Genomic DNA, 25,032 nt, shown 5'->3' on the forward strand with positions numbered 1-25,032 from the left:
TGATCCTCGGGGCCGAGGCAGCCGCCGCGAGCCCGACGTGCGCCCGACGCGCGCCCGACGCGCGCCGGGGTCTGGGTCCCGTCAATCACCGGACGGGTGGACGGTTGATTCTCCGCCCGCCAGACCGACCTTAACGGCTATGCGTGGGATTGTCCGCGCCGATCATGGTATCCAACCATGTCCAGGACGAGGTGACCCTGATGATCAAACCGGGCTTTACACAACTGAAATGGGCACTGTCGGCGCTCTCCGCCACGGCGGCGACCCTGTTCGTCCTGACGCTGGAGGGACACCGCTGACCGTTACCCGCCCTACGGGGCCGGGGTGGTCCGACCGCCCCGGCGTCGCCGACACCCGATGTCCACCGAGAATACCGATGCCGCAAAATGAAGTGAGACCCGTCGTCTTCTACGACGGCGGTTGCCCCCTGTGCCGCCGCGAGATCGCCCATTACCAAGCGCTGGATCGCGCTGGCGCGGTCGACTGGGTCGACTTGCTGAAAGCCCCGGAGCGGCTGCAGCAGGCCGGCATCAGCACCACCGAGGCCATGGCCCGACTGCATGTACTCGATACCAATGGGGCACTGGTGACCGGCGTCCTGGGATTCGTCACCCTGTGGCGCCGCCTGCCCTATTACCGGCACCTGGCCCGTTTGGTCACCGGTCTGCGGCTGGTCGGCCCGCTCGACTGGGCCTATCGCCGGTTCGCCGCCCGGCGTTTCAAACACCGCTGCGCCGACGGCTTCTGCGCGAACGGTTAAACTAGCGCTCTGACACCCTTCCGCTGAACGCACCCCGCCCGCCGGCCAGGTGCCAGCCGTACCGAGCCGGAGCCCCGCCATGACCACCCGCGCATTCGACGTTATCGTGATCGGCACCGGCCCGGCCGGCGAAGGCGCCGCCATGAAGCTCGCCAAAGCCGGCCGCCAAGTGGCCATCGTGGAGGCCCACAACGCCGTCGGCGGCGGCTGTACCCATTGGGGCACCATCCCCAGTAAGGCGTTGCGCCACTCCATCCAGATGTTGGCGGACTATCGGCGCAACCCGATCTTCCAGCACACCCGCGACCAGATCCAGGTGGACTTCCCCGACCTGCTGCGGGCGGCCGACGGGGTCATCAACGAACAGGTGCGCACCCGTTACCGCTTCTACCAGCGCAATCGGGTGGAGGTCATTTTCGGTCACGCCCGCTTCCGCAGCCCGGAATGCATCGAAGTCCAACGCCCCGGCGGCGCCGCCCAGGAACTGACCGCCAAGTATTTCGTGATTGCCACCGGCTCGCGCCCCTACCATCCGCCGGACGTGGACTTCAGCCACCCGCGGGTGCTCGACAGCGACAGCGTGCTGGCCCTTGCCCACACGCCGCGCTCGATGACGATCTATGGGGCCGGCGTCATCGGCTGCGAGTACGCGTCCATTCTGAGCAACCTGGACGTGAAGGTGAACCTGGTCAATACCCGCGACCGGCTGCTGTCGTTTCTGGATGACGAGATCACGGATGCGCTGTCCTATCACCTGCGTCAGGGCGGTGTCGTCATCCGCAACGACGAGACCTACGATCGGGTCGAGGCGCAGGACGATGGGGTCGTCTTGACCTGCAAGTCCGGCAAGAAATTCAAGAGCGACTGTCTGCTCTGGGCCAACGGCCGCACCGGCAATACCCATGACCTGGGTCTGGAAGCCATCGGCCTGACGCCCAATCGGCGCGGCCAGCTCGATCTCAACCGCAGCTACCAGACCGCCCTGCCGCACATCTACGGGGTCGGCGACGTGGCCGGATCGCCGGCGCTGGCCAGCGCCAGCTATGATCAGGGGCGTTTCGTCGGGGCCCACATCGCCGACGGTGAATGCGACTGGTCACTGATCGAAGAATTTCCCACCGGCATCTACACCGTGCCCGAGATCTCGTCGATCGGCCGCACCGAGCGCGAACTAACCGCTCAGCAAATCCCCTACGAGGTCGCCCAGGCCGACTTCAAGTCCATCGCCCGCGCCCAGATCACCGGCCACACCGTGGGCATGCTCAAGCTCCTGTTCCACCGTGAGACCTTGGAAATCCTGGGTATCCATTGTTTCGGCGAACAAGCCGCGGAGATCATCCACATCGGCCAGGCGATCATGTCCCAACCGGGCGCCGCCAACAGTATCCGCTATTTCACCGAGACCACCTTCAACTATCCCACCATGGCGGAGGCCTACCGTGTGGCGGCATTGAACGGGTTGAATCGGTTGTTTTGAGCGACAAGACGTCGCCCGGGACAGTCCAGGCGTGACGGTTTGGCTTCCGACGTCGGTTGACAAGCGCCGAACCTCTTGATGACCGGCCGGTGCTCTCGCCGGCTCGCCGATTTTGCCCAGTGTGGGCGCCCCGCTTCAACCCACTGACGCTACAGTAACAACGCGTCGCGTCAACCGATCAGCCAGTGCCTGCTCCCCGGTCGCGATCCGGCATCTCGCCGTGCCGATGAATGTCGTGGCGGAATTTATCTATTGCTAATTTAGTAAGTTCTTATATACTGAATACTCACCTTGGACGGTTGGGCCTGAGCGGTCGCCGTGGGCCGTCGACGATGAGGCAATGATGTTCAAGCCCGCACTGGCGGTTATGGTTGGCTTGGTCTGCGCGGCGGCTGCCGCCGCGGAGTTGAGCGTGCTCGGGTCCGCTGGAAACGGCGGGGATGACGCCGCGCACGCGGTGTCGGCCCGTACCGACGCGGGTCCGGCAGCCGCGACCGATCGTCAGCAGTTTGCCCAGATCCCCGCCAGCAATGACGCTTATGGCTGGCGTTATCCATACGCCTTTCCGACTCAGGCGCCGGTGATGGCAGGCCAGGCCGCCACCCAGCCCGCGGCAGTTGTCCGCGGTCGGCAGTGACGCGCGATCGTGCCTTGCGCGTCAGGGAACCGGCCCAGGGATACGGGTTACGTTGAGCACCTGAAAATCTTAACCCCTTTTATTCTCAGCCCGAGAAGGTACCTTAACAATGAATAAGATGGTTCAAGCTGCCTCTGTCATCGCCCTCGCCGTTGCGGCCTCCTCGGCCGGCGCCTGGTATGGCGCCCCCAATCAGGCCGGCTGTATGACCGATCAGCAGCAACAGGCCGCCGCCGACCAGCAGCGGGCTTTCGAGCAGCAACAGCAGGCATTCCTTGAGCAGCGCCAGGCGATGGCCGCCCAACGTGCCAAGGCCGCGGAGCAGGCCATGGCGGCGCGGCGCCAGTTCGCCGAGCAGCAGGCAGCCCGCTTCAAGGATGCACCGCAGCCGGCTCCGGCCATGGACCCCCGGCTCGGCAACGTCGCCGCGCCGGCGTGGGGCGGCCCCGCGTTCCCGGCCAGGCCGGAGCCGCGCCGCTTCGAGCGCCCGGCGATGCCTGAATTCGCGATGCCCGAGATGCCGCGCGCCCCGGACTTCAAAGCTCCCGAGTTCCCGGCCATGCCCGAGATGCCCGCCTTCGAGCGCCCGGCCGTGCCTGAGTTTGCGATGCCCGAGATGCCGGCCCCGCGCGGCCCGGACTTCAAGGCTCCCGAGTTCCCGGCCATGCCCGAGATGCCCGCCTTCGAGCGTCCCGCCATGCCCGGGTTCGTCGGCAACCGCGGCCCGGCACTGGATGCCCATCGCGCTCAGGCCCGACAGGAGATGGCGGCGCGCCGCCATGCGATGAAGGAGCAGAGTGACCGTCGCCGCGCGGCGCATGGCTTCGGCCCGCGCCCGGTCGGCCCCGGCGCCGGCATGGGCTGCGCCCCGGCCGCCGCGCCCCAGGCCGCCGCGCCCGCCGCGGCGAATGCGACTACGGTCGCCGCTGTCCCGACCAACCAGTAAGGCCCCATCACGGTGGCATCCGCCGCCGCTATCAAGGCCCCGCCGCTGCCGCGTCGGGGCCTTATTCTTGCCCGCTTGAGGCTTCCATGCAGGTTCGTCCATCGCTGTTCCTGACGCTGGGGTTACTCTCCGGGTTGACTCCCTTTGCGATCGATATGTATCTGCCGAGCCTGCCGGCCATCGCGCGCGATCTGGGCTCGACCATGGAATTGGCACAACTGAGCGTGACCGTTTATCTGGGGGTCTTCGCTCTGTCGCAGTTGTTCTTAGGGCCGCTGTCCGATGTGCTCGGCCGGCGGAAGACCATCGGCGGCGGGCTGGCGCTGTTCTGCGTCGGGGCGTTGGGTTGCGCGCTGGCCGATGAGATGGCGCTCTTGCTGGCGGCGCGCGCGCTCCAGGCGCTGGGCGGAGCGGCGATCGCGGTGACCGTGCCGGCGCTGGTGCGCGATCTGTTCGAGCGCGACCAGTATGCGCGTGTGATGAGCCTGGTGATGTTGGTCACGGCGCTGGCGCCGCTCTTGGCGCCGACGATCGGCGGAGTCATTGTGGGCTACGCGAGTTGGCACTGGGTCTTCGCCGTGCTGCTTGCTATCGCGTTGGCGGCGAGCGCGCTCTTTTTCCGGCTGATTCCCGAGACCCTGCCCAGGGCACGCCGCCACCCGCCCGACCTGCAACGCGTCCTGCGCAACTATCTGTCGCTCGCGCGCCATCGGGTGGGGATGGGCTACCTGCTCACCGGCGCCTGCTCATTCGGCGGGATGATGACGTACATCGTCGGTTCCCCGTTCGTCTATATCGAACTGCACGGGGTGCCGACCGCCTGGTTCGGGGTCTATTTCGGCGCGAATGTCGGCCTGGCCATCCTGGTGACCAGTGTCAACGCCCGGCTGGTCACGCGTCTGGGGGCGCAGCGCCTGCTGCGCTGGGGGCTGGGAGTGCAGGTTGGCGCCGCGTCGCTGCTGTGCGCACTGGCCCTCTGGGGGACGCCCCCGCTGTGGGCGATCGTGCTCGCGACCTTGACCTATCTGGGTATGGCGGGGGTGGTGCTCGGCAACTCCATGGCCGGATTCATGGCGTATTTCCCGCGGATGGCCGGCACGGCATCGGCCTTCTCGGGGGCGGCACGCTTCGGTCTGGGAGCGGCGGTCGGGTCACTGGTCAGCCTGGCCCACAACGGCACCGCGGTGCCCATGCTGCTCGGTATGGCACTCTGCGGACTGGCCGCGGGCGCGAGCTATCGACTGTGGTGCTGCGCCGACTCGGCTTGAATTGCCCGCCCCTGGTCGAAATAGCGTTGCAGGAAGGTGTCGAAGTCCAGGTCGTCGGCCGCCTCGATTTCGCTCCGGCGGCAGACGGACTCCGCGGCCAGGTCGCGGAACAGGGCCTCCCGCTCCGGGCTCAGGGTGCGCCCCTCGAGGGCATCGCGATGGGCGGCGGAGACCCGCCGGGCGAACGCGAAGAATCCTTCGCCGTTCGCCCGCATTTCGGCCAACATGCGTGCCGAGGGGGTCGCATCGGGGTCACGCACTTTCTCGCGCTGGGCCAGCAGGCTCAGGCCGCGTGGACCCTCGGCCGCGCCGTCGAGCAGCGCGGCGACCGGGCCCATGGCGTCCAGGATCTCGCCCGCCCACTGCCGCAGCTCCACTGCCTGACCGTCCCGGTTCAGCGTGAGCCCGGGTTGACGCCCGCGATGGGCGGTGACGACCTGGTTGTCATCGATCGCCAGCCGCTCGGTGGCGCCAATGCGCGGACTGTCCGCCAGCAGGCAATAGAGCATCAGGGTTTCCAGGACCAGGAGCTGCTCGGCGCCCACCCCGATAGGCTCATAGGCGTTCACATCCAGTGAGCGCAACTCGACATAGCGGACACCGCGCCGCCGCAGGGCCAGGGTCGGCTTTTCCAGCCAGTCGATGATCTGTTTGGGCCTGACGGTACTGTAGTACTCGTTCTCGATCTGCAGGACTGCCGCGCTCAGCTGCTCGTAGCGCCCGCCGACCTTGACCCCGATCTGTTCATACTGCGGGCAGGGCGTCTCGATCGCCCAGGTGAGGCTGCGAATGTAGGCATCCAGGCTGTCGTAGCTGGCCTTCATGCCGGTGCCCTGTTCTTTCTGGTTCTGGTACCCGATGTCTCCCATGCGTAACGAGGTCGCATAGGGGTCGTAGAAGGTCTGGGCATCGAACGGGATCAGGTTGGTCTCCCGGCCCTGGAGAAAGCTGCCGCACACCGCCGGCGAGGCGCCGAACAGATAGGGGACCAGCCAGCCGATGCGCTGGAGGTTGCGGATCATGGCGATATAGGACTCGGAGCGGAATGACCCCAGCGGACCGGTGTCGCCTTCCTGATCCTGATAGAGACGCCAGAAGTCGTCGCCGAAGGAGAAGTTGAAATGCACCCCGGCGATCACCTGCATGGTGCGCCCGTAGCGGTTACCCAGGCCGCGCCGGTAGACCGTTTTCATGGTCGCGGCATTGGATGAGCCGTAGCGGGCCAAGGGAATCCGGCTCTCCCCCGCGATCACGCACGGCATGCTCGTGCCCCACAGGAGTTCATCGCCCAGATGCCGATAGACCAGCGTATGGATATCAGCCAGGAAATCCAGCACCGCCTGATGGTCACCCAGGGCCGGGGTGACCAACTCGATCAGTGCCTCGGAGAAATCGGTGGTGATGTGCGGATGGGTCAATGGCGACCCCAGCGCGCCGGGGTGCGGGGTTGCCGCGATCTGTCCCGCGGGTGAGACCCGCAGGGACTCCTTTTCCAGCCCGATCCGATTGCCGGCAAAGCAATCGAGCGGGCGGGCGGGCTCCAGCGCCCGCAGGCGCCGGTCGAAGGTTGCTGAATGCGAATCCATGGGTCAGTCCCGGTCGGTCTTCATTACAGGCGTCCAGCTCGATAACCGGACGTAGGGGCTGGTTTTAAACCCGCCCCTACGCCAAGGTCATGTCCGGATATCAGGTGCGAAAGCGATAGCGCTCCTTGACCGGGACCCGAGGGTCCGGGTCGGCGGCGGCTCAGTGACTCATGGCCGCCCGCGGCCGGTTGGCACTTTCCAGCAGAATCCCGTCGGCCAGGATGCGCGCTGCTTCTTCAGCCTGAATGCGGCCGATGGCATCGCGTTGCGCGTCGAGCGCATCCTCATCGATCTGGTCGGCATCCTCATCCACCGGCTTGATTCCGCGGGCGCGCAGGAAGCGGTCCTGTTCATCCTTGAATGCCGCCTGCCGCGCCTTGTCCGCGGCGCGCCGCTCGGCTTCGCGCAGCGATAACTGGGTCTCTTCCTTGACTTCACGTACCACCTGGCTGCGCCGTTCCAGCATCTTGAACCCCGGGTCCTGACTGATCCGCTGAACCGACTGGCGGGTCAGCGCGCCGGAATCGGTGGTCCCGACACGGCGGTAGTCGGCCGCGTCGATCCGCGCCCAGGGCAGCGGGTTGTCGAGTGCCCGCTCGCCGTGATCAGTGGCGTCGTCCTTGGACGGGAAATGCACGTCCGGCTCCACACCCTTCAATTGCGTGCTGCCGCCGCTCACCCGGAAGAACTCGGCCATCGTCAGCCGCAGCCGACCCAGGTCGGCCTGATCGCCGGGCACGTAGCGGTTGAGATCCACCAGCGTCTGCACCGTTCCCTTACCAAAGGTCGGCTCGCCGATGACCAGACCGCGTCCATAGTCCTGGATCGCACCCGCGAAGATCTCGGAGGCCGAGGCACTGTCCCGGTCCACCAACACGGCCAGAGGTCCGGAATAGGCCACACCAGGCTCCGGATCGCGTTCGACCTCGACCTTACCGAACGCGTCTTTCACCTGCACCACCGGGCCGGTATCGATGAAGAGTCCGGTCAGGGAGGTCGCCTCAGCCAGCGAACCGCCGCCGTTACCCCGCAGGTCGATCACGATGCCGTCCACGTTCTGCGCCATCAACTTCTTGAGCAGTTCGCGCACATCGCGGGTCGTGCTGCGGAAATCGCGCTTACCCTCGCTCTCGGCCTCGAAGTCACGATAGAACGCCGGCAGCTCGATCACCCCGATCTTGAGCCCGGGGGCATTGGGCAGTTGCTCGATGAGATAGTCCTTGGCGGCCTGATCTTCGAGCTTGATCTCGTTGCGGACCAGGGGCACCTCGCGGGTCTTGCCGTCGCTGGCACCCGATTCGGGCAGCAGTTGCAGCCGCACCACGGAGCCCTTGGGGCCGCGGATCTTGTCGACCACGTCTTGCAGCCGCCAGCCGACCACGTCCTCGATTTTCCCATCCAGCCCCTGGCCGACCCCCAGGATGCGGTCTCCGGATGACACCTGACCGGAATCGCGCGCGGGGCCGCCGGGAATGGTGCGCTGGATGACCGTGAACTCGTTATCCGAACGCAAAACCGCACCGATGCCCTCCAGCGACAGTTTCATGCTGATGTCGAAATTCTCCGAGGTGGCCGGCGACATATAGCTGGTGTGCGGCTCCAGGGCCTCGGTGTAGGCATTCATGAAGGCCTGGAACACGTCGTCACCGGTGAACTGCTGCACCCGCCGGGCCAGGCCGTCGTAGCGCTGCCGCAGCCGCTCGCGGATATCCGCATCGTCCTTACCCGCGATGCGCAGGCTCAGGAAGTCGTTCTTGACCCGCAGCCGCCAGATCTCGTCCAGTTCCTTGTCGGTCTTCGCCCAAGGCGCCTTTTCACGGTCGAACGCATAGGATTCGGCAACGTTGAAATCGAAATCACTGCTCAACAACGTCAGGGCATAGGCCACCCGCTCATCCACCCGCATGCGGTAGACCCGAAAAACGTCGAAGGCGCTATCCAGTTCACCGCGGCGCAGGTTGTCATCGAGTCGCCGGGCGCCGGTGCCGAAACGTTCCACGTCGCGCGCGAGGAAGAACGAGCGGCTCGGGTCGAGGGCGGCCAGGTAATTGTCCAGGATGGTCCGGGCAAAGGCGTCGTCGAACGCGACCTTGCGATAGTGATACCGCTCCAGGACCTTGTTGATGACGATGGCCGTCTTGGCCTGGGTCTGGTTGGGAAAGAGTTCGGACAGCGGCACCTGACGCGGTGACGCAACCGCCACCCAGGCGCCGAAGGTGAGTAACGCGGCGGTCGCGACGAGGGTTAAGCGGAGTCTCATGACGATACTCGGTACCAATGATTGGGGTGATATCAACTGGGACATCAACAGGATGGAATCGATCAAGCCGGCCTCTGGCCCGGGGGCGACCGGCGCACCCAGGAACCACGGCAAGCGACCGGCGACGGTCGCAGCGATCACCGGCCCGCTGATGCGCTGGTGACCGGTGGTCAGCGAACCGGCGCCCTAACCTCAGCTTAGAGGCTGAGCAGCTTTGTTTCAACGACTTAGATAGAAGATTGCGGGAAATTAACGGGTCGGGCCAGGTTCGGCGTCCAGTGCCGGGGGCGGCGCAGTCGGATCGGGCCAGGATTCAGGCGATTTCCGGCAATGGCCTGAGGTGGCGACCATGGGTTCTCCTGTGACTGACACTACTACGCGAGCGTTTTTGTCGTCAATTGGCCGCCCCGCCTTTTTTGTAGACCCGGCGCCGATAAAGATCGGTTCGTCGGCTCACCACCCGATCGACGAAGAGCAGCCCGTCCAGGTGATCGAGTTCGTGCTGGACGGCACGCGCCTCGAACCCCTCCATCACGAACTCCAGCGGCCCGCCCTCAGGATCCTGCGCCTTGAGCTGGAGACGCGTGGCGCGGATCACGTTGCCGGTATAGTCAGGGACCGAGAGACATCCCTCCCGTCCGATTTCAAACCCCTCCCAGTGGGTGATTTCCGGGTTGATCAGCACCAAGTGCCCGTGATTCACAGTTTTGGGCCGGCCTGAGCAGTCGATGATGACGATCCGCTGATGTCGCCCGACCTGGGGCGCCGCGATCCCCACCGCGGCCGGTCCGGCGCGGCGCGTCTCGTCCAGCGCGTCGATGAACGCCTGGAGTGCCTGGTCGAAGTGGACGACCGCAACGGATGGCTGCTTCAGCCGCTCGTCCGGTAAGGTGAGGATGTCGAGGATCGCCATAGGTTCGCGCTGCGGTGTCGAATCGGGGGTCAGCCGATCATCAGTTCGATGGGAGAGACATCCACGGAGATTCCACGGGTGGTCAATCCGGCCAGGGCCTGCTCCAGATCCTCCAGGGTGCGCGCGCAGGTGCCCTGGATGTTCATGATGTAGACCGGCGCGCGGGCGTTGCCGACGACATCCGACTCCAGATCCAGAATGTTGAACCCCTGGTCCGTCAGGCATTGCGTCACCTCGGCCACGATGCCGGCGCGGTCGGCCCCAGTCACGCGCACCTGGATATTCGGCACCAGATGCTGGTGCAGTCCGCCCTGAACCTGATCCAGATGGACGCGCAAACCCAACTCCGCGGCCACCGGAGCCAGCGCCGCCTCCAGTTCGGCGTTGGGCCGACTCCCGGAGACCATCAGGAGGATGGTGAAGCTGCCGCCCAGGCGGATCATCGATGCCTCACCCAAGGTGCAGCCCGCCTCGTACAACACCCGGGTGACCCGGGCGACGATCCCGGGTCGATCCTGGCCCACCAGGGTTACTATGTTCCAATCGGTCATGCAGGCACCTCGGCGTGCGGTTAAACCGCGCCCAGCGCGGTATGCGATGTTCTTGGATGAGATCGGCTCCGGCAGACTTGACGATCGCTGGAGCTGGCGCGGTTTAGTCGAGAAATCCCAGTCGCCGATCGCCGGGGCTGGTCGTCCAGATCAGGCTCGCCATCCGCCCGGTGACGCCATCACGACGGTAGGAGAAAAAACGCTCCGGGTCCGAATAGGTGCAATCGGTGCCGCCGTAGACCTGGGTGACCCCGGCCCGTGCGAGCCGGTGGCGGGCCAGGGCAAACAGATCCGCGAACCATTTGCCGCCCGGTCCGGCCTGGAAGGCGGACGTGACTTCCGGATTGACCGCGAGAAATGCGGCACGCACTTCGCCTCCCACCGCGAAGGCCGCGGGGCCTATGGCCGGGCCGAGCCATACCAGGAGGTCCTCGCAAGATGCACCCAGCGCGCTCAGCGTCGCCTCGATGACGCCCGCGGCCAAGCCGCGCCAGCCCGCGTGGACCGCCGCCGCGCGCCGGCCCTGCCGGTCACAGATCAGCAGCGGCAGACAGTCGGCGGTCAGTACCGCGCACACCGATCCGGGTCGGCACGCGATCACCGCATCCGCAGCGGGCCGGGCGACGCGCCCGCCGGTCCGTACCACCGTGCACCCATGCACCTGATTGAGCCACAGGGGTTCCGCCGGGAGGGCGAGGGCGGTACGCAGCAGCGCGCGGTTACGCGCGACCCGCCCCGGCGCATCCCCGACGTGATCGCCCAGGTTCAGCGTGCCGTAGACCCCGGTGCTGACCCCGCCGCCGCGCGTCGTACAACAGGCATGCACCCAGGGCGGAGCCGGCCACTCAGGTCGAATCAGGTCCAAGCCCCGCCTCCCGTCGAAACAATTCGAGCAGCGCCGCGAGATCGGCGGCCATCGGCACCTCCCAGATCATCGCCTGACCCGTGCGCGGATGGGTCAGCCCCAGCCGGATGGCATGCAGGGCCTGGCGCGGGAACCCCTGAATCGCCGCGGTCAAGGCCGGGGCGCAGCCCTTGGGCGGACGTGGACGAGTCCCGTACACCGGGTCGCCGACCAAGGGGTGATGCACATGCGTCAGATGGACCCGAATCTGATGGGTACGACCGGTATCCAACTCCACCCCCAGCAGGCAATGACCGGGGAAGCGCTCGAGCACCCGATAACGGGTGAGCGCGGTCCGTCCCCCGGCGACCACGGCCATGCGCGTACGGTGCGTCGGATGTCTTCCGATTGGGGCCTCGACCACACCACCGGCGACCAGGTCCCCGACCACCAGTGCCCGATATTCGCGATGGACACTGCGCTGCTTGAGTTGATCCACCAGACAGTGATGCGCCTCCAGCGTTTTGGCAACGACCAGCAGCCCGCTGGTATCCTTGTCGAGCCGATGGACGATCCCGGCCCGCGGCAGCGTGGCGAGCATGGGAGCATGGTGCAGCAAGGCGTTGAGCAGGGTGCCGTCCGGATTGCCGGCCGCCGGGTGGACCACCAGCCCCGCCGGTTTGTCGATCACCAGGAGTTGATCGTCCTCATGCACCAGCACCAGCGGGATCGCCTGGGGCGCGTCGCGGTCGCTGATCGCGAGGACCGCGTCCAACTCCACCGCCTCGCCGCCCCAGACCCGGTCACGGCAGCGGCGCGGCAGGCCGTCCACCCGCACCTGTCCGCCCGTGATCCACTGCTGCACCCGGCCGCGGGAGAACTCCGGCCAGGACGCAGCCAGGGCCTGGTCCAGCCGCAGACCGGCGGATTGCGCATCCACCCGCAGCGAACGATACACCCGCAACGCGTCGCCCGCGATCAGAGACATTCCGCTCTCCGCCGCGGCTTCTTGGTACCGCTGATACTAACCTGGAGTCCTTCGGGTATACTCACACGGTTTTGAGCTTGGTTAATCCCCGACATGCCATCCACCTTAACACGACTGGCCACCTTGTTGACTGTGTTCCTGATCGGGATCGCCCTGACCGGCTGCTCGATGTTTGGGAAAGAGGCCGACGAGACTGAAGGGTGGAACGCCTCCAAGATCTACGCGGAGGCCGCGTCCGAGATGGATGCCGGCAACTACAAACGTGCCATCGAACTCTACGAGAAACTCGAGGCCCGCTACCCCTTCGGCCGCTATGCCATGCAGGCGCAACTCGATGTTGCTTATGCCAATTACCGGGCCGAGGAACCGGAAGCGGCGCTCGCCGCGGCCGACCGCTTCATCAAGTTGTACCCCCAAAATCCGTACGTGGACTACGCGTACTATCTCAAGGGAATCGTCAACTATAACCGCAGCGTCGGTTTCCTGGACAAGTACGTGCCGATGGACGTCTCGCAGCGCGACCCCGGTGCCGCCCTGGACGCTTTTACCGATTTCTCCGAGTTGGTCAAGCGTTTCCCCGACAGCAAATACACCGCCGATGCCCGCCAGCGGATGGTCTATCTGCGCAACAACCTGGCCAAGAACGAGGTCAACGTGGCGCGCTACTACATGAAGCGCGGCGCCTATGTCGCGGCGGCCAATCGCGCCAATTATGTGATCGAGCGCTACCAGCGTACCAGCGCAGTCGAGGACGCGCTGGAGACGCTGGTCGCTGCCTATGAAGCCTTGGGTGAGAAGAAACTCGCGGCCGACGCCCAACGCGTCTTGGATGTCAACCGCAAGGCCGGACGCTTCGTCTCCGATGAGCCGGTACCCGGTGAGGTGAGTCTCAGCCGAAAATTGTGGGACTATTTACAGCTCGATCAGAACTAAGGCGATTTCCGGCAATCGCCTGACGAGGCGTCGCGCGTTCAGACCGCCGCCTCGTTCTCCTCGCCGGTGCGGATGCGCACCACGCGGGTGACCTCCGAGACGAAGATTTTGCCGTCGCCGATCTTGCCGGTACGCGCCGCGGCGGTGATGGCATTGATGCAGGCGTCCAAGTGATCATCCGTCACCACCAACTCGACCTTCACCTTCGGCAGGAAATCCACCACGTACTCGGCCCCGCGGTAAAGCTCCGTGTGCCCTTTCTGTCGTCCGAAGCCCTTGACCTCGATGGCGGTCATCCCGGTGATGCCCGCGGCGGACAGCGCCTCGCGGACATCGTCGAGTTTGAACGGTTTGATGATGGCTTCGACCTTCTTCATGGGGATACTCCGCTGCGGGTCATTAGAATAAAGCAATCAGTATATGTTCGCGCCGCGGAGAAGAACAGCCGGCGCCTGAGAGCGACCCTGCCTCGGCTGCCTTGGGCAGCCCCGCCCGGTGCGGGCCTGGCGGCGGTTGGTATCGCCTTCGTATCTGATATCCAGATATGACCTTGGCGTAGGGGCGGGTTTGAAACCCGCCCCTGCGTCCGGTGATCGCGTTCGACGCCTTGAGGACCCCCGACATCAGTGTCGCAGTGACGCGTAGACTGCACGCCCGTTGAGCGGCTGGACGGGGCGGACATTGTTGACCCCGGCGGCGGCGGCGAGGCGGCGAATCTGCTCCGGGTCGAGACCTACCGGCTGGGCGAGGATGTACCAGGCCGCCGGCTCGCTGCACGGGGGATTCGCCAGCGATCCCGTGTAAGTGTAATAGCCTTGATCGGCCGGGAGCAGCAACAGGGGATTGATGCCTACTTGGCGATAGCTCAGGCGCTCCCCGGCGCGTAGCGGCAGGCGCTCGACGATGCGCGCCAGGGTTTGATTGGTGCGGCGGCCGGGCTGAATCTGCACCACTACGATCGCGAAGCGGCCGGTGCTCGAGCGATGGACCAGATGGACCTCCGCCGCCGCCGCCACGCCGTTGATCAGGGTCTCACCCGGGCTGTGGAAGTGGAAGGAGGTCAGGTCGAAGGTCTCCCCACGCAACTCGAGCGTGCTGCCCCCGGAGCTGAGGACATGAACCCCGCGGCCGTCGTTGACTGCTTCCAGGGTTTGTGTATGGTACCGAAAATGCAGCGGCTCGTAGGGGATCCGCTGGACGGTGCGGATATCGATCGGTGACTGCGACTGACCCTCGCGGCAGGTCGCAAAGGCCGGCGCCAGATCCGCCCAATGCGCAGGCCCGGTCTCACCCGTATAAGACCAGGCGTCCGGCGCGGGCGAAGACGGGTCACGGGCGAACAAGCTTCCACCGCAGCACAGCGGCAGGACAGCGGCCGTGACCAGCAGGGTGCGGATCCGGGCGCTTGGCCGTGGAGGATGACGCTGTGCCATGTCAGTCACGCCGCCGCGTCAGGTCGGCGACGGGCACGACCTGCACCGTCTGGGGCTCATCCGCATAGTAGGGCCGCTCGCCGCCGCGCCCTTGGGCGTCCGCCAGCTCCTTCTCCCGCGCGGCGATCAACATCAGGCACTGACGGATGTCCTCGATGGTCGCCTCACTGAGCGGATGACGCATCCCGGGCGGCGGGGTCACGTCTCTGATGATCGCCGTCAGGGTCTTGCGCATGGCGATCAGGATGTGCTGCTCCGCAGCGAGAGCCGGCGTGCCGGGCGGGATCGTTTCAGTCATGTCGGTTCTTTGCGGATCCAGTGGGTTGAGTGCATGAAGCCGGTCCACCACGCGGCGGTTCCAGCGGCGGACGACAGTGGTCTGACGATGCGCGTCGTCATCGGTTGCCGAGCCTCAGGCCGGTCCTTGACCGGTAAGCAGGGCGGCCAACTCAGCCTCATCGATCACCCGCACACCCAGCGCGCGCGCTTTCTCGAGCTTGGAGCCGGCTTCCTCCCCGGCCAACAGGAAATCGGTGTTTCCGGAAACACTGCCGGTCACCTTGGCGCCCAAGGATTCGAGTTCGGCCTTGATCTGATCACGTGGGCGGCTCAGGGTGCCGGTGATGACGAAGGTCTTGCCGACGAGCGCTTGCGGCTGGAGCCCGACGCGCGTGGTGGCGGACGGCCAGTGAATACCGGCCGCGGTGAGACGGGTGATCGCCTCGCGGTTGTGCGCCTGCGCGAAGAATCCCGCGAGATGGGCGGCAACCACGGGGCCGACCCCCTCGACCAGGCTGGTGGTGTTGGAATAGAGGTCCTCGGGTCCGGCGGCCCGCAGCCGCTCCAAGGTTCCGAACGCCTGACCCAGGACGAGCGCGGCCGGGCGGGTGAGACCGGGAATGCGTTGGTCCGCCAACCACTCCCCCAGGTCGATCACGGATCCCTGGTCCGGGTTCGGGTGTTCAGCCAGCCACGTCTGAACCGCTTGCGCGGCCTTGGGTCCGACCCCGGCCAGGCCGCGGCGGCACAGATAGTCCGACTCGCGCGCCGCCATCAGGGCCTCCAGTGACGCGAACCGCGCGGCCAGGGCGGCGGCGGTCGCCTCTCCGACCTCGCGAATGCCGAGCGCAAAGATGAAGCGGGCGAAGGTGGTTTCCTTGCTGCGCTCGCGCGCTGCGATGAGATTGGCGGCGGAGCGCTCGCCCATGCGCTCCAGCCCGGCGAGTTGGTCCTGGGTGAGCCGGTAGATATCCGCCGGCTCTCTGATGAGATCCAGGTCCACCAATTGCTCGATCAGCTTCTCACCCAGTCCCTCGATGTCCATGGCCTTGCGGGAGGCGAAATGGCGGATCGACTCTTTGCGCTGGGCCGGGCAATAGAGGCCGCCGCTGCAGCGGGCGACGGCCTCACCCTCCGGGCGGATCACATCCGACCCGCAGACCGGACATTGGGCCGGCAGGATGACCTGACGGGCGTCGGCGGGGCGCCGATCGCTCAAGACGCGCACGATCTCGGGAATCACGTCCCCGGCCCGGCGCACATACACGGTATCGCCGACGCGCACGTCCTTGCGCTCCACCTCATCCATGTTGTGCAGCGTCGCATTGGCGACCGTCACCCCGCCGACCTGAACCGGCGTGAGGCGTGCCACCGGTGTCACCGCGCCGGTGCGGCCGACCTGAAACTCCACGGCCTCGACCAGGGTCAGCGCTTCCTGCGCCGGGAATTTGCGGGCGACGGCCCACCGGGGATGATGGGCCGTCGCCCCCAGGACGACCTGATCCGGGAGATGATCGACCTTGAAAACGACCCCGTCGATGTCGTAACCGAGGGTGTCCCGACGGCGGCCCAGATCCTCGAAATAGGCGCGGCAGCCGGCCAAACCTTGCACCCGACGCAACGCTTGGGAGATCGGCACCCCCCAGCCGGCGATGCGCTGCAACATCGCAAACTGGCTGGTGCCCGGGTCGGACGTGACCTCGCCCCAGCCGTAACAACAGAAGCGCAGCGGCCGCGCTGCGGTGATGCGTGGGTCGAGCTGGCGCAGGCTTCCGGCGGCGGCGTTACGGGGATTGGCAAAGGGTTTGTCGCCGTGCGCGAGGGCCTGGGCGTTCAGTCGATCGAAACCGGCATGGGTCAGATAGACTTCGCCGCGGACCTCCAGGGTCGTCGGCCAGCCCTCGCCCAGCAGGCGCAGCGGGACGTTCTGGATGGTGCGGACGTTCTGGGTGATCTCCTCGCCGGTCGTGCCGTCGCCGCGGGTGGCGGCCAGGACCAGCAGACCCTGCTCATAGCGAATGCTGACCGCCAAGCCGTCGAGCTTCGGCTCCGCCGTGTACAGGATCGCATCAGTGGCGGCCAGTGCGCTGGTCACGCGCCGGTGGAACTCCGCCAAGGCGTCATCGCCCATGGCGTTGTCCAGCGAGATCATCGGCAGACGATGGCGGACCTGGCTGAATTCAGGCCGCGGCGCGGCCCCGACGCGCTGGGTGGGTGAGTCCGGCGTCACCAGTTCAGGGTGGCGGGACTCCAAACCTTTAAGTTCTTGAAACAGCAGGTCGTAGTCGGCATCCGGGAGTTCCGGATCGTCGAGGACATAATACCGATGGTTATGGTAGCCGATCAGCGTGCGCAGTTGCTCGGCACGCTGCCGATCCGCGGCCGCGGGCGGTGTCGGGACAGGACCGCCCTGCGTCACCGCCGCACCGCTCTCAAAAAGCGCTTCTCGTTGGCGAGCACCGCCTCGCGCATCGCTTCTTCCTTGCGCACCGTGAGCGGTCGCCGGGTGTCGTCGAACACGTCGCCGCCGAGCGTCGTCGCGAGCTTGCGGGCCGTCGCGATCATCTCCTCCAGCACCGTCAGGTCTTCCGGCTGGCCGGTGAGCTGGGCGAACAACATCAACCCCGGGGTGCTGAAGCCCTCCATGTCGTCGAAGGGGAAGGTGCCGGGCTTGACCATGTTGGCCATGCTGAAGTAAATGCGGGTGCCGTCGTCGAACTCGTCCAGACAGTGGAAGATGTCCATATCGCCCGGGCGCAGGCCGCAGGACTCAGCGACCTCGAGTAAGTCCGGGCCGTCGAACTCACCGTAGCGCTTCGCCACGCTGAGCTGGATGAGCAGCGGTGCCGGCACCCCGTCCGCGGCGTCGCCATCGGCGCTTGCCCCCGTGGGTGCTTTACCCGCTGGTTGATCGCGCAGCGTGCCGTCACGCCGCGGATGCCGGTCCCGCTCGTTCTGACCCTCGTTCCGACCCTCGTTCCGCTCAGGGTCCTCCGGACGGCCAAGCTCGGGCTCGTGCTTCGCCCGGCCGACGGTATAGGGCACATCGTCGTCCTCGTAGCCCTCGTCATCCTCCTCGGCGCGGTCACGGCCGCGTTCCCAGAGATAGAGACCAAGGAGCAGCAGAGCGCCCACGACGATCAGGATCAGGCGGATGGTATCGGGGTCCATTCGGGCTCGCGCATCTGGATGGAATTGATCGGTAGACCGCGAGTATAACCCGTGTCACCGATCCTTGTGACCAGTGGTGCCGCGGCCAGGCCGCGACCGGTGTTGGCGACCTGCGTTGGCGACCTGCGTTGGTTCGGTCGCAGCGCGCGCTGAACCATATAGAACAGTGGCGTGGCTCGGACTGGATGCGTTGTCAGGCGATCTCCGACACATCATGCGCCCGCTCGCGCGTCCTGTCGCCCGCCGGCTGCGGCGCGCCGACAGTCACACAGCCCGGCCATGCTCCTGTCGGCGCCCCTTGAAGGCGGACGAAAATCCTTCGCGATGAGGACGATGATGTTTCGCCGATCGCCTTAGCCGACGCTTAAGGCACGGCCTTTTGGGGTTTGACGGACTCCTCGACGATCTTGCTCAGATCGGCCGGGGTCAGCGTGTCGTCGTAAATCCCGGCGCCCACCTGGATATCGGACTTGAACGAGACCGGGGCGCTGTGGACGTAAGAGATCTTACGCGACGCCTTCGCCTCGCCCGGCTTCGGCCACCAGTACTCGACCCAGCCGCCGTCAGGGTTGCCCGCCGCTTTGCACATGTCCTGAAACAGCGGGTGATCCTTGTCATCGCGCATCTGCAGGATGGGCTTGCCCACCAGATCGGGGCGCAGGGGGTGTGCGATCATCACGTCGTCGAGGCAGCTATAGACAAACACGTAGCTGTCTTTCCAAACCCAGCGGGAATCCTTGTTGTTATTGAAATCCGCGAATCCGGCCAAGCCTTTCGCGTTCAGGTACTGGGCGGCCTCGCGGACCTTCGACACCACCTCCTGGGCGGTCGCGGTGTCGGCGTCGGCAGCCCAGGTCATGGCCGGGGCAGTCCCCAGGGTCAGCACCAGGCCGGCGAGGGCAAACGGGTGTTTTTCCATTGTTGAATCCTCTTGAGTCGATTGTTCTCAGGGAAGGGAGGCTGAGGGCGACAGCGATGCGACGCTCAGCTCAGCCAGGGCTTGCCGGCGGGCAGGAGTTCGCGCCCGTAAAGTTCGTTCAGGATGATACGGGCCATCATGTACCAGGCCGTCAGAGCGCAGACAATCAAGGTGTAGCCGGCAACGACGGTCATTTGCGGATAACCGAAATGCGCCAGGTCCAGCAGGATGAATCCGGCCAGCAACAAGGTGAAGGTGATGGCCATGGCGCCGTGGATGCGCAGCGAGCCGACCCAGAGAATCGCCGTGAACAATGTCCAGGCGACCAGGAACCAGCCGACATCTTGCGTGCTGGCCTTGAAAATGTCGAACTTGTTGGCGATCAGCATCAGGGCCAGGGCGATCCAGAAGGCTCCGTAAGACGTGAAGGCGCAATACCCGAAGTTGTTGCCGGTCTTCTGCTCCTGCAGCCCGGCGATGAGCTGCGCCAGACCGCCGAAGATCAGCCCGAGCCACACCACAGGTCCGATGCTGGGCATCCAGCCGACATTGTGGAATTGGAGCACCAAGGTGGTAAGACCGAAGCCGGCGAGGCCGACCACGGCAGGGTTGCCGAGTTTTTGTTCTGCCATTATGTCAATCCCAAACGCGTATTAGAGAGGATCAGTGCCCCCGCGTGACCGCGGGGCGCCCGATCTTAACCTAACTTTGAGAAACGCGCAGGTGCGACGTGCGGCGGTCGCCGCGGCGGCGTCCTGGCCGCGCCGGATTTCGTCTCGTTGAGCCGTTTTCCCGATCTGCCGGACACCGGCGATGGGCGTGGCGGCCGATGCCGAGAGTCGACGCATCAAGAATATCTTATATGCTTATTCGCTTATCCAGTGGTTCCACGAAGACGCGAAATGACGAGATAAGCACAAGGGAAATACGAACACAATCGTTGTCGTTGTCGCAATCGGATAAGCGATTCAAGTTTGGCATGCGCAGCCCGCTGTCTTTCTCGCGGGGATCATCAGCTCGATTACGATTACGATTACGACAACGACAACGACGCGATCGTTCAGAAAAGAAAATGATTCGACTGGAGTCCAAGGCTTCAGCCTTGGCAGGCGCCGCGCATCCCTGCGCGGCTGAATCGGCCGGAGGCTAAACCCGCAACAATAACCGCGCCGGCTCTTCCAGCGTTTCCTTGATGGTGACCAGGAACTGCACGGCCTCGCGGCCGTCGATGATCCGGTGGTCATAGGTCAGGGCCAGGTACATCATGGGGGCGATGACGACCTGGCCGTTCTCGGCGATCGGGCGTTCCTGGGTCTTGTGCATCCCGAGGATGGCGCTTTGCGGCGGATTGAGAATCGGCGTGGACAGCAAGGACCCGAACACGCCGCCGTTGGTGATGGAGAAGGTGCCGCCGGTCAGGTCTTCGAAACTCAGAGTGCCGTCTTTGGCCTTGCGCCCGAATTCGCTGATGCCCTGCTCGATCTCGGCCATACTGAGCTGGTCGCAATTGCGCAGGATCGGTACCACCAGGCCGCGCGGGGAGGAGACGGCAATGCCGAGGTCGAAATAGCCATGGTAGAGAATGTCATTGCCGTCGACCGAGGCATTGACCACCGGGAAGCGCTGCAGGGCCTCGACCGCGGCCTTGACGAAGAAGGACATGAAGCCGAGGCGCACGCCGTGGGCTTTTTCGAATTGGTCCTTATAGCGATTACGCAGTTCGATGACCGCCTTGAGGTTGACCTCATTGAAGGTGGTCAGCATCGCGGCATTCTGCTGGGCCTGGAGCAGGCGCTCCGCGACCCGCGCGCGCAGCCGGGTCATCGGCACGCGCTGCTCGGGACGGCCCGCCTCCCCGGTCAACTGCGGGGCACCGGTGATCGGCACGGTCTCCGGGTCACGCGCCGGCTCGGCCTGGTCGCGTTCATCCAGGTAGGCGACAACGTCGGCCCGCTGGACCCGGCCGTCACGGCCACTGCCGGCGATCTTGGCGGGATCCAGGCCCAACTCTTTGACCAGACGCCGCGCGCCGGGCGCAACAACCGATTCGGCCTTGCCTGACGTGCCTGACGTGCTGGTCCCGGCGCTGGCCGGGGCCGCCGGTCGCGGCGCGGGCGCCGCCGCACCGGGCGCGCCGCCGACGATGGTGGCGAGCACGGTGGCGGCAGTGACCACGGCACCGACCGGGGCCAGGATCTCACCGAGCACGCCGTCCATCGGCGCCGGGACTTCCAGCACCACCTTGTCGGTCTCCAGGTCGACCAGATTCTCATCCTTCCTGACCGCCTCTCCCGGTGCGCGGTGCCAGGCCGCGACGGTGGCGTCGGCGACTGATTCCGGGAGGGCTGGGACTCTGACTTCGCTACTCAATTCGGAACTCATTGTTCGGGGATCCTGCGATTCATACTCGGGTTGAAGCGGCCGGTCAGGGCCTCGTCGATCAGGCGGTCATGCTGCTCCACGTGGGCGGGACGGTGACCCACGGCAGGCGCGGCGGAGGGTGGGCGGCCGACATAGTGGGGCCGCTTGCCTTCCTGGATCAGGTGGTGGAAACGGTGTTTGATCTGGTCCCAGGCGCCCTGGTTCTGCGCCTCTTCCTGGCACCAGATGACCTCTTCGGTGGCCGCGTAGGGCGCCAGGGCGGCGGCAAAGGCCTCCTTGGGGAAGGGATAGAGTTGCTCGATGCGGATCAGCGCGCAGTTGGTCAGTCCGCGGGCGCGGCGCGCTTCCAGCAGGTCGTAATACACCTTGCCGCTGCAGAAGATGACCCGCTCCACCCCGGCCGGGTCGATCGGGTCCAGTTCCGGGATCACGTTCTGGAATTGCCCGGCGGTCAGTTCATCGAGCGCTGAGACCGCCAGGCGATGCCGCAGCAGACTCTTGGGGGTCATCACCACCAGCGGTGTGCGGTAATCCCGCAGCATCTGCCGACGCAGCAAGTGGAAAATCTGGGCCGGCGTGGTCGGCACGCACACCTGGATATTGTACTCGGCGCACAGTTGCAGATAGCGTTCCAGTCGGGCGGAGGAGTGCTCCGCCCCCTGGCCCTCCAGACCATGTGGCAGCAGCATGACCAGGCCGCAACTCAGGTCCCACTTGGTGCCGGCGGAGGTGATGAACTGGTCGATGACGACCTGGGCGCCATTGGCGAAATCGCCGAACTGCGCCTCCCACAAGGTCAGCCCGTTGGGTTCGGCGGTAGCGAAGCCGTACTCGAAGCCAAGGACCGCCTCCTCGGAGAGGATGGAGTCGATGGCGATGAAGGCCCCCTGGTGCGCGCCGATGTGCTGGAGTGGGGTATAGGCATCGCCGGTGCGCTGGTTGTGGACCTTGGCATGACGGTGCACAAAGGTCCCGCGCCCGCAGTCCTGGCCCGAGAGGCGCACCGGAATGCCGACATCGAGCAGACTGGCATAGGCGAGATTCTCGGCGCAGCCCCAGTTGAGCAGTTGCTCGCCCGCGGCCATCTTGCGCCGCTCCTCCCACACCTTCTCCACCCGTGGGTGGAGCTCGAACCCCTCCGGCAATTGCAGCATCGCCTCCGTCATGGCGCGCAGCCGCTCGACCGGTACCCCGGTGTCGACCGCCTGATCCCAGTTCGGGTCCACGCTCTTGGACCAGTCCACCCGATAGGCATTGTCGAGCCCGCACAGCACCGGGCGGGCGACCACGACGCCTTGTTCGATCGAGCGGCGGTAGTCATCGACCATGGCCGCGGCCTCCTCCCGGGTGCCGATCCCGGCGGCCGCGATCCGCTCGGCGTAGAGCGTCCGCACCGTGGGGCGGGCGGCGATCTTGCGGTACATCATGGGCTGGGTGACGGCCGGCTCGTCGGCCTCGTTATGGCCCAGGCGGCGGTAACACATCAGGTCGATGATCACGTCCTTGTGGAACTGATTGCGGAAGTCCAGCGCCATGCGGGTGACGAAGATCACCGCCTCGGGGTCATCGCCGTTCACATGGAAGACCGGCGCCTGGACCATCTTGGCCACGTCGGTGCAATAAGGGCTGGAGCGGGCATCCAGCGGATGGCTGGTGGTGAAGCCGATCTGGTTGTTGATGACGATGTGCACTGTCCCGCCGGTCGAATAGCTGCGGGTCTGCGACAATTGCAGCGTCTCCATCACCACGCCCTGGCCGGCGAACGCGGCGTCGCCGTGGATCAGCACCGGCAGTACCAGGTCGCCGGTCTTGTCGCGGCGGCGGCGCTGGCGGGCGCGCACCGACCCCTCGATCACCGGGTTGATGATCTCCAGATGGGACGGATTGAAGCCCAGGGCCAGGTGGACCACCCCGCCGGGGGTGTCGACATCGGTCGCGAAGCCCAGGTGATATTTCACATCCCCCGCCATTTTGCGCCAGTCCGAATGCAAGCGGCCCTCGAACTCGTCGAACATCGCCTGGGGCGGCTTGCCGAAGATGTTGGTCAGCACGTTGAGCCGGCCGCGGTGGGCCATGCCGATGACGACTTCCTTCTGGCCCTTGCGCCCGGCGCGCTGGATCAATTCGTCCAGGAGCGGGATCAGGGACTCGCCGCCCTCCAGTGAGAAGCGCTTCTGCCCGACGTAGCGCTGGTGCAGATATTTCTCGATGCCCTCGGCGGCGGTCAGCAGGAACAGGATCCAGCGGCGGTCGGCGGTCTCCAGTTCGGGGGTGGCGCGATACCCTTCCAGGCGATTCTGCACCCAGCGCTTCTCGGTGGTGCTGGTGATGTACATGTACTCGGAGCCCACCGAGCCGCAGTACATCTGGTTCAACAGCGCCAGGACCTCGCGCAGCTTCATGCGGTCCGGGGCGCAGAGCGAGCCGGTGTGGAAAACCAGATCCAGGTCCTCCGGGCCCAGGTTGTGAAAGGCCGGGTCCAGATCCTGGATGTGTGGTTTCTCGCGCAGCCTGATCGGGTCGGTGTCCGCCACCTGATGGCCGCGGTAGCGGTAGGCGTTGATCAGGCGCAGCACCGCGGTCTGTTTCTGCGCCGCCGCGGGCTCCAGGTTGTCCGCCGGGCGGGCGCGCGGCCGGGCGCGATTCTCCTGGGCCAGACGTAGGAAATTCTCCCGCACCGGACCATGGGGGACGTCGGGGCGGCCGGTTCCCGGGGTGCCGGGCTCGTTGGCGGCCTGCTGGCGCAAGGCGTCGAACCGGGCGCGCCAGGCGATGGCCACGCTCTCGGGGTCGCTGAGCCAGCGTTCGTACAAGTCTTCGATGAAGGCGGCATTGCCCCCATAGAGGGCGCCGGAACTGCGGAAGAGTTCTAGGATTGCGCTCATACTCGGTGTCGTTCTGCCCCTGGGCTTAGCTGACGATCAAACTTGATGATCCCATAACGGCCGTTTATAGCACAGCCTGAATGCCGCGGGTTGGTTGCGTGATCTGCCCCGGCACTGGACAATTGACGACAGTTCCGCAACACCACAGACACCGCGCCGCACACCGAGAACCATGGCCAGTCCGGAATCCGTGATCAGCGACGAGCGCCGCCGCCGCCGTGTCAGCTTGGCGCGGCTGGAAGCCGATATGGCCTATTTTCAGGCGCGGCTGGAGATGATCGGCGACCCCGGGAGCACCAACCAGATGGCCCAGCGCAAGGTCTTCAAGCTGTTGCACAAGACGATCGGGGCCAAAGTCCTGCTGGCCAAGCGGGATACGCCGGAGCCGCACTGAATGTGCACCCTGGTCTGCCTGCGGCGGCCCGATCACCCCTGGCCGGTTCTGATCGCGGCCAACCGCGACGAACACCGCGGGCGGCGCTCCGCCCCGCCGGTCCGACACTGGCCCGACCGTCCCCAGGTGGTGGCCGGGCTCGACGTCGCCGGCGGGGGCAGTTGGCTCGGGATCAACGATGACGGCCTGGTGGCCGCGGTCATGAACCGCACCGGGACCCTGGGGGCGCAGCCGGGTAAGCGCAGTCGGGTGCAGGACCGTGCGGACGGCTTCGGCACCCGGTCGGGCGCTTTGATCGCCCTGCCGGCCTATCCGGGTCCGAACGCCTTGCCCCGCTGGCGCCATGCCGAGGGCCGGCCGGACCGCACGGCGTTTGTCCCCGTATGGTTGGGCACCGCGCCCTGAA

The 25,032-nt window shown here is 65.9% G+C and carries 24 protein-coding genes; 9 read left to right on the plus strand and 15 right to left on the minus strand.

Going from position 1 to position 25,032, the window contains the following annotated elements; genetic code table 11:
- Window positions 1-164: 164 nt before the first annotated feature.
- The 6 genes from A39O_RS43070 to A39O_RS0100575 all read left to right on the plus strand — a co-directional run bounded on the left by A39O_RS43070 (window position 165) and on the right by A39O_RS0100575 (window position 5,088).
- Complete coding sequence (locus tag A39O_RS43070; RefSeq protein WP_281170039.1) at window positions 165-299, plus strand: hypothetical protein; 135 nt, start codon at window positions 165-167, stop codon at window positions 297-299.
- Between the two features lie 77 nt (window positions 300-376).
- Window positions 377-760, plus strand: a complete 384-nt coding sequence (locus tag A39O_RS0100555; RefSeq protein ID WP_020502762.1) for a thiol-disulfide oxidoreductase DCC family protein — start codon at window positions 377-379, stop codon at window positions 758-760.
- A 79-nt stretch (window positions 761-839) separates the two neighbouring features.
- Window positions 840-2,237 (plus strand): Si-specific NAD(P)(+) transhydrogenase, encoded by a 1,398-nt coding sequence (gene sthA / locus A39O_RS0100560; protein WP_020502763.1) that lies wholly within the window; start codon window positions 840-842, stop codon window positions 2,235-2,237.
- A 343-nt stretch (window positions 2,238-2,580) separates the two neighbouring features.
- Entirely contained in the window at window positions 2,581-2,874 is a 294-nt protein-coding gene (locus A39O_RS0100565; RefSeq protein ID WP_169338388.1) for a hypothetical protein, read from the plus strand.
- A 109-nt stretch (window positions 2,875-2,983) separates the two neighbouring features.
- Window positions 2,984-3,820, plus strand: a complete 837-nt coding sequence (locus A39O_RS0100570) for a hypothetical protein (protein ID WP_020502765.1) — start codon at window positions 2,984-2,986, stop codon at window positions 3,818-3,820.
- Between the two features lie 86 nt (window positions 3,821-3,906).
- Window positions 3,907-5,088: a Bcr/CflA family multidrug efflux MFS transporter gene (locus tag A39O_RS0100575; protein WP_020502766.1), complete on the plus strand. Its 1,182-nt coding sequence runs from the start codon at window positions 3,907-3,909 to the stop codon at window positions 5,086-5,088.
- On the opposite strand, the gene gshA is transcribed toward A39O_RS0100575, so the two are convergent.
- The 6 genes from gshA to rluD form a co-directional block, all read right to left on the minus strand.
- Window positions 5,055-6,674, minus strand: coding sequence for a glutamate--cysteine ligase (gene gshA, locus A39O_RS0100580; protein WP_020502767.1), 1,620 nt, complete (start codon window positions 6,672-6,674; stop codon window positions 5,055-5,057). The genes A39O_RS0100575 and gshA overlap by 34 nt on opposite strands.
- A gap of 160 nt (window positions 6,675-6,834) precedes the next feature.
- Window positions 6,835-8,934: a carboxy terminal-processing peptidase gene (locus tag A39O_RS0100585; RefSeq protein WP_026199058.1), complete on the minus strand. Its 2,100-nt coding sequence runs from the start codon at window positions 8,932-8,934 to the stop codon at window positions 6,835-6,837.
- 394 nt (window positions 8,935-9,328) lie between these two features.
- Complete coding sequence (def, locus tag A39O_RS0100590; protein WP_020502769.1) at window positions 9,329-9,847, minus strand: peptide deformylase; 519 nt, start codon at window positions 9,845-9,847, stop codon at window positions 9,329-9,331.
- Between the two features lie 29 nt (window positions 9,848-9,876).
- Window positions 9,877-10,398 (minus strand): glycine cleavage system protein R, encoded by a 522-nt coding sequence (locus A39O_RS0100595; protein ID WP_026199059.1) that lies wholly within the window; start codon window positions 10,396-10,398, stop codon window positions 9,877-9,879.
- A gap of 103 nt (window positions 10,399-10,501) precedes the next feature.
- Entirely contained in the window at window positions 10,502-11,263 is a 762-nt protein-coding gene (pgeF, locus tag A39O_RS0100600) for a peptidoglycan editing factor PgeF (RefSeq protein ID WP_040526738.1), read from the minus strand.
- Window positions 11,244-12,230: a 23S rRNA pseudouridine(1911/1915/1917) synthase RluD gene (gene rluD / locus A39O_RS0100605; protein ID WP_020502772.1), complete on the minus strand. Its 987-nt coding sequence runs from the start codon at window positions 12,228-12,230 to the stop codon at window positions 11,244-11,246. Before rluD ends, pgeF begins: the two co-directional genes overlap by 20 nt.
- 93 nt (window positions 12,231-12,323) lie before the next feature.
- Here rluD and A39O_RS0100610 point away from each other — a divergent pair, with 93 nt between their 5' ends.
- On the plus strand, window positions 12,324-13,163 hold the full coding sequence (locus A39O_RS0100610; protein ID WP_020502773.1) for an outer membrane protein assembly factor BamD: 840 nt from the start codon (window positions 12,324-12,326) through the stop codon (window positions 13,161-13,163).
- A 38-nt stretch (window positions 13,164-13,201) separates the two neighbouring features.
- On the opposite strand, the gene A39O_RS0100615 is transcribed toward A39O_RS0100610, so the two are convergent.
- The 9 genes from A39O_RS0100615 to A39O_RS0100655 all read right to left on the minus strand — a co-directional run bounded on the left by A39O_RS0100615 (window position 13,202) and on the right by A39O_RS0100655 (window position 24,232).
- Window positions 13,202-13,540 (minus strand): P-II family nitrogen regulator, encoded by a 339-nt coding sequence (locus A39O_RS0100615; RefSeq protein ID WP_020502774.1) that lies wholly within the window; start codon window positions 13,538-13,540, stop codon window positions 13,202-13,204.
- Window positions 13,541-13,786: 246 nt separating this feature from the next.
- Window positions 13,787-14,596: a carbonic anhydrase gene (locus tag A39O_RS0100620; RefSeq protein ID WP_020502775.1), complete on the minus strand. Its 810-nt coding sequence runs from the start codon at window positions 14,594-14,596 to the stop codon at window positions 13,787-13,789.
- A 1-nt stretch (window position 14,597) separates the two neighbouring features.
- A complete protein-coding gene (locus tag A39O_RS0100625; RefSeq protein ID WP_020502776.1) occupies window positions 14,598-14,894 on the minus strand; it encodes a hypothetical protein in 297 nt (98 codons plus the stop codon).
- 114 nt (window positions 14,895-15,008) lie between these two features.
- Window positions 15,009-17,294, minus strand: a complete 2,286-nt coding sequence (gene ligA / locus A39O_RS0100630) for an NAD-dependent DNA ligase LigA (protein ID WP_020502777.1) — start codon at window positions 17,292-17,294, stop codon at window positions 15,009-15,011.
- Window positions 17,291-18,046, minus strand: a complete 756-nt coding sequence (locus A39O_RS0100635; protein WP_020502778.1) for a cell division protein ZipA C-terminal FtsZ-binding domain-containing protein — start codon at window positions 18,044-18,046, stop codon at window positions 17,291-17,293. Before A39O_RS0100635 ends, ligA begins: the two co-directional genes overlap by 4 nt.
- 364 nt (window positions 18,047-18,410) lie before the next feature.
- The gene (locus tag A39O_RS0100640; RefSeq protein ID WP_020502779.1) at window positions 18,411-18,965 is read right to left on the minus strand and encodes a cache domain-containing protein; all 555 of its coding nucleotides are present in this window, start codon (window positions 18,963-18,965) and stop codon (window positions 18,411-18,413) included.
- Between the two features lie 65 nt (window positions 18,966-19,030).
- Window positions 19,031-19,597 (minus strand): acetate uptake transporter, encoded by a 567-nt coding sequence (locus A39O_RS0100645; protein ID WP_020502780.1) that lies wholly within the window; start codon window positions 19,595-19,597, stop codon window positions 19,031-19,033.
- Window positions 19,598-20,111: 514 nt separating this feature from the next.
- Window positions 20,112-21,335: a 2-oxoglutarate dehydrogenase complex dihydrolipoyllysine-residue succinyltransferase gene (gene odhB, locus A39O_RS0100650; protein WP_026199062.1), complete on the minus strand. Its 1,224-nt coding sequence runs from the start codon at window positions 21,333-21,335 to the stop codon at window positions 20,112-20,114.
- Between the two features lie 8 nt (window positions 21,336-21,343).
- Window positions 21,344-24,232 (minus strand): 2-oxoglutarate dehydrogenase E1 component, encoded by a 2,889-nt coding sequence (locus tag A39O_RS0100655; protein ID WP_020502783.1) that lies wholly within the window; start codon window positions 24,230-24,232, stop codon window positions 21,344-21,346.
- A 172-nt stretch (window positions 24,233-24,404) separates the two neighbouring features.
- Between A39O_RS0100655 and A39O_RS0100660 the strand changes: the two genes are divergently transcribed.
- On the plus strand, window positions 24,405-24,626 hold the full coding sequence (locus tag A39O_RS0100660) for a hypothetical protein (RefSeq protein ID WP_020502784.1): 222 nt from the start codon (window positions 24,405-24,407) through the stop codon (window positions 24,624-24,626).
- A complete protein-coding gene (locus A39O_RS36045) occupies window positions 24,627-25,031 on the plus strand; it encodes an NRDE family protein (protein WP_020502785.1) in 405 nt (134 codons plus the stop codon).
- The last annotated feature ends 1 nt before the right edge of the window (window position 25,032 follow it).

Source organism: Lamprocystis purpurea DSM 4197, from assembly GCF_000379525.1.
GTDB classification, from domain to species: Bacteria; Pseudomonadota; Gammaproteobacteria; order Chromatiales; family Chromatiaceae; genus Thiodictyon; species Thiodictyon purpureum.

Excerpts from the sequence above, each read along its gene's own strand:
- A39O_RS43070 (WP_281170039.1), top strand. The coding sequence starts at position 165 with ATGGTATCCAACCATGTCCAGGACGAGGTGACCCTGATGATCAAACCG.
- A39O_RS0100555 (WP_020502762.1), top strand. The coding sequence starts at position 377 with ATGCCGCAAAATGAAGTGAGACCCGTCGTCTTCTACGACGGCGGTTGC.
- sthA (WP_020502763.1), top strand. The coding sequence starts at position 840 with ATGACCACCCGCGCATTCGACGTTATCGTGATCGGCACCGGCCCGGCC.
- A39O_RS0100565 (WP_169338388.1), top strand. The coding sequence starts at position 2,581 with ATGTTCAAGCCCGCACTGGCGGTTATGGTTGGCTTGGTCTGCGCGGCG.
- A39O_RS0100570 (WP_020502765.1), top strand. The coding sequence starts at position 2,984 with ATGAATAAGATGGTTCAAGCTGCCTCTGTCATCGCCCTCGCCGTTGCG.
- A39O_RS0100575 (WP_020502766.1), top strand. The coding sequence starts at position 3,907 with ATGCAGGTTCGTCCATCGCTGTTCCTGACGCTGGGGTTACTCTCCGGG.
- gshA (WP_020502767.1), bottom strand. The coding sequence starts at position 6,674 with ATGGATTCGCATTCAGCAACCTTCGACCGGCGCCTGCGGGCGCTGGAG.
- A39O_RS0100585 (WP_026199058.1), bottom strand. The coding sequence starts at position 8,934 with ATGAGACTCCGCTTAACCCTCGTCGCGACCGCCGCGTTACTCACCTTC.
- def (WP_020502769.1), bottom strand. The coding sequence starts at position 9,847 with ATGGCGATCCTCGACATCCTCACCTTACCGGACGAGCGGCTGAAGCAG.
- A39O_RS0100595 (WP_026199059.1), bottom strand. The coding sequence starts at position 10,398 with ATGACCGATTGGAACATAGTAACCCTGGTGGGCCAGGATCGACCCGGG.
- rluD (WP_020502772.1), bottom strand. The coding sequence starts at position 12,230 with ATGTCTCTGATCGCGGGCGACGCGTTGCGGGTGTATCGTTCGCTGCGG.
- A39O_RS0100610 (WP_020502773.1), top strand. The coding sequence starts at position 12,324 with ATGCCATCCACCTTAACACGACTGGCCACCTTGTTGACTGTGTTCCTG.
- A39O_RS0100615 (WP_020502774.1), bottom strand. The coding sequence starts at position 13,540 with ATGAAGAAGGTCGAAGCCATCATCAAACCGTTCAAACTCGACGATGTC.
- A39O_RS0100620 (WP_020502775.1), bottom strand. The coding sequence starts at position 14,596 with ATGGCACAGCGTCATCCTCCACGGCCAAGCGCCCGGATCCGCACCCTG.
- A39O_RS0100625 (WP_020502776.1), bottom strand. The coding sequence starts at position 14,894 with ATGACTGAAACGATCCCGCCCGGCACGCCGGCTCTCGCTGCGGAGCAG.
- A39O_RS0100635 (WP_020502778.1), bottom strand. The coding sequence starts at position 18,046 with ATGGACCCCGATACCATCCGCCTGATCCTGATCGTCGTGGGCGCTCTG.
- A39O_RS0100640 (WP_020502779.1), bottom strand. The coding sequence starts at position 18,965 with ATGGAAAAACACCCGTTTGCCCTCGCCGGCCTGGTGCTGACCCTGGGG.
- A39O_RS0100645 (WP_020502780.1), bottom strand. The coding sequence starts at position 19,597 with ATGGCAGAACAAAAACTCGGCAACCCTGCCGTGGTCGGCCTCGCCGGC.
- A39O_RS0100655 (WP_020502783.1), bottom strand. The coding sequence starts at position 24,232 with ATGAGCGCAATCCTAGAACTCTTCCGCAGTTCCGGCGCCCTCTATGGG.
- A39O_RS0100660 (WP_020502784.1), top strand. The coding sequence starts at position 24,405 with ATGGCCAGTCCGGAATCCGTGATCAGCGACGAGCGCCGCCGCCGCCGT.
- A39O_RS36045 (WP_020502785.1), top strand. The coding sequence starts at position 24,627 with ATGTGCACCCTGGTCTGCCTGCGGCGGCCCGATCACCCCTGGCCGGTT.